The organism is Actinotalea ferrariae, assembly GCF_019733465.1.
Taxonomy (GTDB): Bacteria; Actinomycetota; Actinomycetes; order Actinomycetales; family Cellulomonadaceae; genus Actinotalea; species Actinotalea ferrariae_A.
Map to the genome: position 1 here is coordinate 1 of NZ_JACVQL010000044.1, position 6,150 is coordinate 6,150.

Genomic DNA, 6,150 nt, shown 5'->3' on the forward strand with positions numbered 1-6,150 from the left:
GCAGGGCCCGTCGCGCGGCGCGCACGAGCCCGTGGCCGGGACCGCGGCTCCGGCCCTGGCCGTCGCCGTGGCCTCGAGCCCGACCATGCCCCAGAGCGGACGCGTCCTGGTCGTCGTGCCCCGGCGCGAGGGCGACGCCAGGCCTGCCGTCGCGGTCGCCACCCAGGGCGGCGCGCACCGCCGGTGGGCCGTCCGTCCCGCGACCGACGTCGTGCGTAGGTAGGTACCGGGCCGTGAGCGCGCGCCACCATGCGAGCAGCGCCCGTCGCGGACGGACGCGCCCGAGGACCGCCCCGTCCGCGCGGGGCGTCGGCGCCTCCGGCGACGCGGCGTGCGCGAGGCGCGTCGACCGCTGGACACGGTCGTCGTGGAGACGGCGGCGACCGACGGCCCCGACGACGGCCCGTGCCCCGAGGGTGCCGGGGGTCCCCCGGCGGTCACTGCGCTGCGAAGAGCCCACGGTGGCACACCTCCAGCTCCTCGGAGGCGAGCTCGCTCGCGCCGGCGGCGAACCGCGGCCCGGTCCAGCGGACGGGGAAGGCGTGCTCGAGCGCCCACGAGCGCACCGGTGCCCCGAGGGAGTCGTGGACCGCGATGGTCGCGGTCCGCACGGGCATGCGGAAGCCCTGGTCCTGCGCACGCTCGACGCCCGGCCCGGCGCACTCCGCGAGCCACGGCAGCAGGACGTCGGGGTCGGTCAACCCGCGCTTGAGCACGACGTTCTGCCACTTCAGCCCGCGGGGGAGGCGGTGCGTGAAGTCGTTCTGACCGCCCTCCACGAGCTCCTCGACCTCGACGGTCACCGCCAGCCCGCTGATCTCGACGAACGTGCCGACGTCGCCGCTGTCCAGGCTCAGGGTGAACCGCGCCGACGACGGTGGGTCGGGGGTGCGCTCGGGCGCGCCCGGTCGCCCATGAGGTGCCATCTCATCGCCCTCCGATCCCTTCCCAGGCCCGCTCGTTGAGCCGCGCCACCTCGTGGATGACCTGGATCCTGTCCCCGTGCTCCAGGTCGAGCACCGCGTCGAGGGACCAGTGCATGTGGTAGGCGAGGTAGGCGATCTCCTGCCACAGGTCCTCGACCGCGTAGCGCCCTAGCCCGACCCCACCAAGGCCGGGGGGAAAGGGCTGCCGGGCTCCAGCCCGTCGAGGATCGACGCGTCCTGGAAGTTGACGATCCGGTAGAGGTCCTGGAGGTAGGCGAAGTCCGAGACGAAGAGGTCCTCGACCACCTTGGTCGTGACGCGCGAGACCGTGCCCAGGGACGTGACGACCCGGGCGAGCACGATGACGCTCGCGTAGGCCTCGTTCTCCCGCACCCGGGGGTCCCGCTGGGGGTCGAGCTCGTCGCGGGCCGTCGCGAGGCGCATGACGCCCTCGCGGTGCATCCGGCCGTCGGCGTCGACGTAGCCCTTCGGCAGCGTGAACGAGTACTCCGTGCGCAGGCTCATGCCCGCTCCAGGCCCTCGTGCGTGATGACGATCTTCTCGGCCGCGATCTCGTTGGCGCCGGCGTCGAAGTCGGCGCCCGTGTACTTGGACGGCCAGCCGGAGTAGAAGTTCCAGCGGGCGACCTCGGAGTTGAGCGAGTCCTTGACCACGATCGAGCCGTTGCGGCGGGCGTCGTCGATGTTCCCGTTGATGACCTCCTGACGCCAGTCCCACAGGTGCGTGGTGGCGTCGACGCGGCGCTCGAGGGTGATGTCGGACCACTTCATCGCGCCGGGCGCCTTCCGGATCATCATCTTCCCCTCCTTCGTCGCCTCCTTGAACTCGATCGTCTCCGTCTCGGACTCGATCCCGGAGCACTTCCGGAACGTCGCGATCTCGACGCTGTCGATCTCGAGGACGAACGCGAAGGTCGTCATGAGGTCAGGCATGTCGCACTCCTCCCTGGTCTGGGGCTACCCGTCTCGGACTACTCGGTGGGGCCCTGCCACTGCGTGATCCGGAAGATCACGAACTCGGCGGGCTTCACGGGGGCGACGCCGACGTCGACGACGAGCTTGCCCTCGTCGACGCTGCTGGCCGGGTTGTTGGACTCGTCGCACCGCACGTAGAACGCCTGGTCGGGGGTGGCCCCGACGAGCGCGCCGCTGCGCCACACCCCGCGCAGGAAGGCGTTGATGGTCCGCTTGACCCGCTCCCACAGGTCGCGGTCGTTCGGCTCGAAGACCGCCCACTGCGTGCCGCGCCGGATCGACTCCTCGAGGTAGATGAAGAGGCGCCGCACCGGCACGTACCGCCAGCTCGGGTCGGTCAGGGACAGCGTCCGCGCGCCCCAGACCCGCAGGCCGTTCGCGCCGAACGACCTGATGCAGTTGATCCCGCGCGGGTTGAGCAGGTCCTGCTCGCCCGCCGTCACGTCGCGCTCGAGCCGCACGACGCCGCGCACGGCCTCGTTCGCCGGCGCCTTGTGCACGCCGCGCGTGGCGTCGGTGCGCGCCCAGACGCCCGCGACGTGACCGCTCGGCGGCACCGCCATGTGGCGGACGCCGTTCGTGGCCCCGGGCGGGGCCAGCGGGTTCCGGATGACGAGGTGCGGGTAGTAGGCGGCCGCGTACGACGAGCTCCGGGCGAGCTGGGTCGTCCAGTCGAGCGCGGCCGTCGCGTTGAGCCCCGGCGGTGCGTCGAGGATCGCCATCATCGTCGTCGACTTCTCGCACCAGTCGACGAGCTCGCCCTGCATCCCGATGTAGCCGTCCATGTCGAACGTGCCGTCGGCGCGGGTCGCGAGGGTGATGAGGTCCGGTGCGGCCACCATGCTCACCGAGTCCGCCACGACGAGCCCGCGCACGCCCGTGCGGTCCGTCGCCGAGCCCTGGAAGTCCTCGGGCCGCACCTGGAGGGTCGCCGACGGCGAGCGCTGGAGCGCGAACGTCCCCGCCGCCGGGAGCCGCTCGACGCCGGCCGCGCCGGCCTGCTGGCGCACCGAGACGCGGACCGCGGTGGACGTCTCGTTGACGACCTTCTCGGCGTTGCGGCCGCCGCGGCCGAACGTCAGGCCACCGAACTCCTCGAGCTGGCGACCGTCCCGGAGCACGCGCAGCGTGAACTCCTGCGGCGGCTCCTGCCCCTCGCCGGCCGGGCCGGGCCGCTCGACGACGACCTGGAGGTTCGGCACGGGTTCGATCGCCTCGACGCGGAAGGACTCGACCTGCGGGTCCGCGGCCGTCCCGACCACCGCCTCGGGCGCGGCGTCGTCGCGCGGCACGCGGACGACGAAGCACTGGGCCCCGCCGTTGAGGAAGAAGCCCTGGACGGCGTACGGCAGCAGCGCACCGGCGTCGAACCCGCCGTACACGCGCTCGTACTGGTCCCAGCTCGTCACGAGCTGCGGCATCACGCCCTCGGGGTCGCGCTCGTCGCCCTCCTCGGGCACGTAGGTCTGGGTGAAGCCCACGAACGCCGCGGTCGAGGTGCCGACCCCCTGGATCGGCATCGAGCCGGAGGGCACCTCCTCGACGTAGACCCCGGGCGCCCCATACGTGGTCGCCATGTCGGTTCTCCCTCCGGGCTGTGCAGCAGTGGTGTCAGGTGGTGGTGAGCGCGGTCGTGAGCAGGTCGGGCTGCAGCGGGCTGTCGAAGGACTCCCCGTGCCGGAACCGCGGGTACACGCGCATCGTCGGACGTCGGGCCGAGCAGGCCACGACGGTCAGTGCCGGGAACTCGGTCGTGATGCGTCGCGCGAGGTCGTCGCACGAGGCGAGGTCGAGGTCGAGGACGACCACGTCCGGGAGGGTCGCCACGAGCCGGTCGACGACGTCGGCGCCGTCGACCGCCAGGAGCTCGAGATGGCCGGCGCTCACGATCTCCTCGAGACCCGCGCGGGCGAGACCGTCGAAGTCGTCCAGGAGCACGCGTCGCATGGCACCTCCCCGTCCGAGGCCGACGCTAGGACGGTCGCCCGCGCCGGGTGAGAGGCGTCGGGGCAGACCATCGGGCACCTCGCGGGTGGTCTCGCGCGCGCTCCGCCGTCGGGCGCTCGACGGTCCCGCGGCGTCAGGGCTTGCGATCGGGCGCGCGCGCGGGCCGGGCGTCCCCACCCCACGCGACCCGCTCGCGAGCGTGGACCGGTCCCGTGCCCTCGACACCCGCCCGTGCTCGGTCGGAAGCGAGGACCTCGAGCTCGTACCGCTCGACGTCCGGCCCGGCGGGCCACGTCGGGCGCACGTCGAGGGTCGTGGTCACGACGAGGTCGAGACCCGGCTTGAGCCGCCCGCCGAGGGCGGACCAGAAGTCGGTCGCGTCGTTGCCCTCCGGCTGGCCGACGCGCAGCGTGGGCAGCGGGCGCAGGTCGGCGGCCGCGCCGGTGAGGTGCTCGGCCACGAGCACCGGCGTCAGCATGAGCGTCTGCAGCACGTCGCCGAGCAGCGAGTGCTCGTCGCGGACCTCGGTGGTCCACGCCGTGACCAGGTAGCGGCAGTCGAGACGCGGGAGCGGCGGTCGCCGCACCGTCCGGCCGTCCTCGTCGCGGTCCACCAGGACGCCCGCGTCCTGCTCGGCGAGGTTGCGCCGCACGTCCCACAGGAAGAGGTTGACGGTGGGCCGGCTCACGCCGGCGCTCCAGTCGCGGTCCGGCGCCTCGAACGAGACGTCGACGTCGCGTTCGGGCAGCGGCACGGACGCGCGCAGGAAGCGTTCGAGCGTCTCGTCCAGCAGGTGCAGCATCCCGGTGCCTCCGCTCAGCCGTCGTCGGCCGACGTCGACCCGGTCGTGACGCGTCCGTCGCGCCGCCCCTGGACCGCGTCGTAGTAGTGGGCGAACTCGGCCGGCGAGCGCAGCCGCCCCAGCTTGGTGAACTCGCGGTCGACGGCCAGCATCACGCCGTCCATGGTGATCGGGGTGCCGGCGTCGGCGGCGAGGAAGGCCGCGGTGAGTGCGGCGTTGCGGATGCTCCCGCCGCTCACCTTGAACTGGCGCGCCAGGAAGTCGAGGTCGAGCGCCTCGACCGGCGCGGAGGCGGGGAAGGCCCGCTGCCAGATCGCGCGGCGCTGCTCCTCGTCGGGCACGGTGAACTCGACCGCGACGCTGATCCGGCGCAGGAAGGCGCTGTCGATGTTGCGCTGGAGGTTGGTCGCGAGCACGACGAGGCCGTCGTACGTCTCGAGACGCTGGAGCAGGTAGGACACCTCGATGTTCGCGTAGCGGTCGTGCGCGTCGCTCACCTCCGAGCGCTTGCCGAACAGGGCGTCCGCCTCGTCGAAGAACAGCACGAGCTCGCGCGCCTGCGCCGCGTCGAAGATGCGTTCGAGGTTCTTCTCCGTCTCACCGACCCACTTGCTCACGACCGACGAGAGGTCGACCTTGTACAGGTCGAGCCCGAGCTCCGCGGCGAGCACCTCGGCGGCGAGGGTCTTGCCCGTCCCGGACGGTCCCGCGAAGAGCGCGACCACGCCCGTCGAGGGGACGGCCGGGAACTGCCAGTGCTCGTACACCGTCGACCGGCGTCGGTACCGCGCGGCGAGCTCGTGCAGCTGCCGCGACTGGTCGGGTGCGAGGACGAGGTCGGACCAGCCGCGCCGAGGGCGCACCCGGACGGCCAGCTCGTCCAGGTGACCGCCGGCGAGGCGTCGCACGCCCTCCGCGAGCCGCTCGACGTCGCCGTCGACGGTGGCGGCGACCTGCCGCAGCTGCCCGGTCGACAGCCGGGTCCCCGGTGGCGCGGGGGCGCCGAAGAGCCGCAGCCACTCGTGCGGGGGCGCGACACCGTCGCCCAGCGCGAGCTCGTGCCGCGGGCCGCGGGGGAGCACCTCCACCGGAAGCTCCTTCGGCGAGCACCACGCCCACCGCACGTGGCTCGCACGCTCGGCCTCGACGGCGACGCGGCGCGGGGGTGCCTCGGTGAGGTCGAGCACGACCGCGGCCGCGGCGACGGTCGCCTCACGCAGCACGGCGTGCCACTCCTCGTCGTTCGCGGGCAGGGGGGTCACCAGGCACGGGGTCGCGAGGTCGACGCGCGCCGCGTCGACCCGCTCGGCGGCGTCGGCCCCGTGCACGAGGACCAGACCGCGCGGGCTCTCGTTCGCCGGCGCGTCGGGTGCCTCGAGCACCGCGGCGCCCTGCGGCAGGCCCGGGTCGGGTGCGTCGTCCCCGCGCAGCGCCCACGCCAGGCGTGGCGCGAGCCCGCACTGGCGCACCGCCCACGGCC

8 protein-coding genes and 1 pseudogene are annotated in these 6,150 nt (G+C 73.6%); 1 reads left to right on the top strand and 8 read right to left on the bottom strand.

Features of this window, described 5'->3' with window-relative positions:
* A partial coding sequence (locus tag ICW40_RS03975) for a hypothetical protein (protein WP_221652537.1) occupies window positions 1-223 on the top strand: 223 nt, incomplete at its 5' end.
* Window positions 224-437: 214 nt separating this feature from the next.
* Here ICW40_RS03975 and ICW40_RS03980 read toward each other — a convergent pair.
* The 8 genes and pseudogenes from ICW40_RS03980 to ICW40_RS04010 form a co-directional block, all read right to left on the bottom strand.
* Entirely contained in the window at window positions 438-926 is a 489-nt protein-coding gene (locus ICW40_RS03980) for a phage tail protein (RefSeq protein WP_221652538.1), read from the bottom strand.
* A gap of 1 nt (window position 927) precedes the next feature.
* A pseudogene (locus ICW40_RS21410) lies at window positions 928-1,077 on the bottom strand (DUF6760 family protein); the annotation flags it as partial.
* A gap of 17 nt (window positions 1,078-1,094) precedes the next feature.
* Window positions 1,095-1,451, bottom strand: coding sequence for a hypothetical protein (locus ICW40_RS03985; protein WP_221652539.1), 357 nt, complete (start codon window positions 1,449-1,451; stop codon window positions 1,095-1,097).
* Entirely contained in the window at window positions 1,448-1,879 is a 432-nt protein-coding gene (locus ICW40_RS03990) for a phage tail protein (RefSeq protein ID WP_221652540.1), read from the bottom strand. The genes ICW40_RS03985 and ICW40_RS03990 overlap by 4 nt, the downstream gene beginning before the upstream one ends.
* Window positions 1,880-1,917: 38 nt before the next feature.
* Window positions 1,918-3,498: a phage tail sheath family protein gene (locus tag ICW40_RS03995; RefSeq protein WP_221652541.1), complete on the bottom strand. Its 1,581-nt coding sequence runs from the start codon at window positions 3,496-3,498 to the stop codon at window positions 1,918-1,920.
* Between the two features lie 34 nt (window positions 3,499-3,532).
* The gene (locus ICW40_RS04000) at window positions 3,533-3,868 is read right to left on the bottom strand and encodes a hypothetical protein (protein WP_221652542.1); all 336 of its coding nucleotides are present in this window, start codon (window positions 3,866-3,868) and stop codon (window positions 3,533-3,535) included.
* Window positions 3,869-4,001: 133 nt separating this feature from the next.
* Window positions 4,002-4,670 (bottom strand): DUF4255 domain-containing protein, encoded by a 669-nt coding sequence (locus ICW40_RS04005; protein ID WP_221652543.1) that lies wholly within the window; start codon window positions 4,668-4,670, stop codon window positions 4,002-4,004.
* A gap of 14 nt (window positions 4,671-4,684) precedes the next feature.
* A partial coding sequence (locus ICW40_RS04010; RefSeq protein ID WP_221652544.1) for an ATP-binding protein occupies window positions 4,685-6,150 on the bottom strand: 1,466 nt, incomplete at its 5' end.

Coding starts and splice junctions, on each gene's coding strand:
- ICW40_RS03980 (WP_221652538.1), bottom strand. CDS start 926: ATGGCACCTCATGGGCGACCGGGCGCGCCCGAGCGCACCCCCGACCCA.
- ICW40_RS03985 (WP_221652539.1), bottom strand. CDS start 1,451: ATGAGCCTGCGCACGGAGTACTCGTTCACGCTGCCGAAGGGCTACGTC.
- ICW40_RS03990 (WP_221652540.1), bottom strand. CDS start 1,879: ATGCCTGACCTCATGACGACCTTCGCGTTCGTCCTCGAGATCGACAGC.
- ICW40_RS03995 (WP_221652541.1), bottom strand. CDS start 3,498: ATGGCGACCACGTATGGGGCGCCCGGGGTCTACGTCGAGGAGGTGCCC.
- ICW40_RS04000 (WP_221652542.1), bottom strand. CDS start 3,868: ATGCGACGCGTGCTCCTGGACGACTTCGACGGTCTCGCCCGCGCGGGT.
- ICW40_RS04005 (WP_221652543.1), bottom strand. CDS start 4,670: ATGCTGCACCTGCTGGACGAGACGCTCGAACGCTTCCTGCGCGCGTCC.